This is a genomic window from Bradyrhizobium frederickii (genome assembly GCF_004570865.1).
GTDB lineage: Bacteria > Pseudomonadota > Alphaproteobacteria > Rhizobiales > Xanthobacteraceae > Bradyrhizobium > Bradyrhizobium frederickii.
Window position 1 is genome coordinate 1 of the sequence record NZ_SPQS01000095.1, and the last position, 2,628, is coordinate 2,628.

The window sequence follows — 2,628 nt, forward strand, 5'->3', positions numbered from 1 at the left end:
GTTTCAGGAGCGCATGGCAGAACACATCCGGTACATGGTTGAAACCATTGCTCACCACCAGGTTGATATTGATTCAGAGGTATAAAACGAATGAGTACTGCACTCGCAACGCTGGCTGGGAAGCTGGCTGAACGTGTCGGCATGGATTCTGTCGACCCACAGGAACTGATCACCACTCTTCGCCAGACGGCATTTAAAGGTGATGCCAGCGATGCGCAGTTCATCGCATTACTGATCGTTGCCAACCAGTACGGCCTTAATCCGTGGACGAAAGAAATTTACGCCTTTCCTGATAAGCAGAATGGCATCGTTCCGGTGGTGGGCGTTGATGGCTGGTCCCGCATCATCAATGAAAACCAGCAGTTTGATGGCATGGACTTTGAGCAGGACAATGAATCCTGTACATGCCGGATTTACCGCAAGGACCGTAATCATCCGATCTGCGTTACCGAATGGATGGATGAATGCCGCCGCGAACCATTCAAAACTCGCGAAGGCAGAGAAATCACGGGGCCGTGGCAGTCGCATCCCAAACGGATGTTACGTCATAAAGCCATGATTCAGTGTGCCCGTCTGGCCTTCGGATTTGCTGGTATCTATGACAAGGATGAAGCCGAGCGCATTGTCGAAAATACTGCATACACTGCAGAACGTCAGCCGGAACGCGACATCACTCCGGTTAACGATGAAACCATGCAGGAGATTAACACTCTGCTGATCGCCCTGGATAAAACATGGGATGACGACTTATTGCCGCTCTGTTCCCAGATATTTCGCCGCGACATTCGTGCATCGTCAGAACTGACACAGGCCGAAGCAGTAAAAGCTCTTGGATTCCTGAAACAGAAAGCCGCAGAGCAGAAGGTGGCAGCATGACACCGGACATTATCCTGCAGCGTACCGGGATCGATGTGAGAGCTGTCGAACAGGGGGATGATGCGTGGCACAAATTACGGCTCGGCGTCATCACCGCTTCAGAAGTTCACAACGTGATAGCAAAACCCCGCTCCGGAAAGAAGTGGCCTGACATGAAAATGTCCTACTTCCACACCCTGCTTGCTGAGGTTTGCACCGGTGTGGCTCCGGAAGTTAACGCTAAAGCACTGGCCTGGGGAAAACAGTACGAGAACGACGCCAGAACCCTGTTTGAATTCACTTCCGGCGTGAATGTTACTGAATCCCCGATCATCTATCGCGACGAAAGTATGCGTACCGCCTGCTCTCCCGATGGTTTATGCAGTGACGGCAACGGCCTTGAACTGAAATGCCCGTTTACCTCCCGGGATTTCATGAAGTTCCGGCTCGGTGGTTTCGAGGCCATAAAGTCAGCTTACATGGCCCAGGTGCAGTACAGCATGTGGGTGACGCGAAAAAATGCCTGGTACTTTGCCAACTATGACCCGCGTATGAAGCGTGAAGGCCTGCATTATGTCGTGATTGAGCGGGATGAAAAGTACATGGCGAGTTTTGACGAGATCGTGCCGGAGTTCATCGAAAAAATGGACGAGGCACTGGCTGAAATTGGTTTTGTATTTGGGGAGCAATGGCGATGACGCATCCTCACGATAATATCCGGGTAGGCGCAATCACTTTCGTCTACTCCGTTACAAAGCGAGGCTGGGTATTTCCCGGCCTTTCTGTTATCCGAAATCCACTGAAAGCACAGCGGCTGGCTGAGGAGATAAATAATAAACGAGGGGCTGTATGCACAAAGCATCTTCTGTTGAGTTAAGAACGAGTATCGAGATGGCACATAGCCTTGCTCAAATTGGAATCAGGTTTGTGCCAATACCAGTAGAAACAGACGAAGAATTTCATACGTTAGCCGCATCCCTTTCACAAAAGCTGGAAATGATGGTGGCGAAAGCAGAAGCAGATGAGAGAAACCAGGTATGACAACCACGGAATGCATTTTTCTGGCAGCGGGCTTCATATTCTGTGTGCTTATGCTTGCCGACATGGGACTTGTTCAATGACACCTCAGCAGGAAAACGCCCTTCGCAGCATTGCCCGTCAGGCTAATTCTGAAATCAAAAAAAGCCAGACAGCAGTTTCCGGATAAAAACGTCGATGACATTTGCCGTAGCGTACTGAAGAAGCACCGCGAAACGGTAACGCTGATGGGATTCACACCGACTCATTTAAGCCTGGCAATCGGCATGTTAAACGGCGTCTTTAAGGAACGATGAACATGAAAAGCAAAATCATCAGGGAGCTACAGGCTCCTTTTTTATTATTCGCATTCACCCTCAAGCGTATTAACCAACAGTTCAGGGATTAATGAAAGATGGCAGACATCATTGATTCAGCATCAGAAATAGAAGAATTACAGCGCAACACAGCAATAAAAATGCGCCGCCTGAACCACCAGGCTATATCTGCCACTCATTGTTGTGAGTGTGGCGATCCGATAGATGAACGAAGACGCCTGGTCGTTCAGGGTTGTCGGACTTGTGCAAGTTGCCAGGAGGATCTGGAACTTATCAGTAAACAGAGAGGTTCGAAGTGAGCGAAATTAACTCTCAGGCACTGCGTGAAGCGGCAGAGCAGGCAATGCATGACGACTGGGGATTTGACGCAGACCTTTTCCATGAATTGGTAACACCATCGATTGTGCTGGAACTGCTG

At 49.7% G+C, this 2,628-nt stretch carries 6 protein-coding genes; all 6 read left to right on the forward strand.

All coding sequences use genetic code 11. From position 1 onward, the window contains the following. Positions 1 to 13 precede the first annotated feature (13 nt). The 6 genes from E4K64_RS39490 to E4K64_RS39520 all read left to right on the forward strand — a co-directional run bounded on the left by E4K64_RS39490 (position 14) and on the right by E4K64_RS39520 (position 2,509). Complete coding sequence (locus tag E4K64_RS39490; RefSeq protein WP_258134362.1) at positions 14 to 85, forward strand: host-nuclease inhibitor Gam family protein; 72 nt, start codon at positions 14 to 16, stop codon at positions 83 to 85. 5 nt (positions 86 to 90) lie between these two features. Then, positions 91 to 876, forward strand: coding sequence for a phage recombination protein Bet (gene bet, locus E4K64_RS39495; RefSeq protein WP_000100844.1), 786 nt, complete (start codon positions 91 to 93; stop codon positions 874 to 876). Next, on the forward strand, positions 873 to 1,553 hold the full coding sequence (locus E4K64_RS39500; protein WP_000186853.1) for a lambda exonuclease family protein: 681 nt from the start codon (positions 873 to 875) through the stop codon (positions 1,551 to 1,553). The genes bet and E4K64_RS39500 overlap by 4 nt, the downstream gene beginning before the upstream one ends. Then, positions 1,550 to 1,732, forward strand: coding sequence for a DUF1317 domain-containing protein (locus tag E4K64_RS39505; RefSeq protein WP_000149542.1), 183 nt, complete (start codon positions 1,550 to 1,552; stop codon positions 1,730 to 1,732). The genes E4K64_RS39500 and E4K64_RS39505 overlap by 4 nt, the downstream gene beginning before the upstream one ends. Next, entirely contained in the window at positions 1,705 to 1,896 is a 192-nt protein-coding gene (locus E4K64_RS39510) for a DUF1382 family protein (RefSeq protein WP_015979260.1), read from the forward strand. The genes E4K64_RS39505 and E4K64_RS39510 overlap by 28 nt, the downstream gene beginning before the upstream one ends. Before the next feature lie 391 nt (positions 1,897 to 2,287). Further along, entirely contained in the window at positions 2,288 to 2,509 is a 222-nt protein-coding gene (locus E4K64_RS39520) for a TraR/DksA family transcriptional regulator (protein WP_000763367.1), read from the forward strand. Positions 2,510 to 2,628: the final 119 nt, after the last annotated feature.

Coding starts and splice junctions, on each gene's coding strand:
- E4K64_RS39505 (WP_000149542.1), top strand. CDS start 1,550: ATGACGCATCCTCACGATAATATCCGGGTAGGCGCAATCACTTTCGTC.
- E4K64_RS39510 (WP_015979260.1), top strand. CDS start 1,705: ATGCACAAAGCATCTTCTGTTGAGTTAAGAACGAGTATCGAGATGGCA.
- E4K64_RS39500 (WP_000186853.1), top strand. CDS start 873: ATGACACCGGACATTATCCTGCAGCGTACCGGGATCGATGTGAGAGCT.
- E4K64_RS39520 (WP_000763367.1), top strand. CDS start 2,288: ATGGCAGACATCATTGATTCAGCATCAGAAATAGAAGAATTACAGCGC.
- bet (WP_000100844.1), top strand. CDS start 91: ATGAGTACTGCACTCGCAACGCTGGCTGGGAAGCTGGCTGAACGTGTC.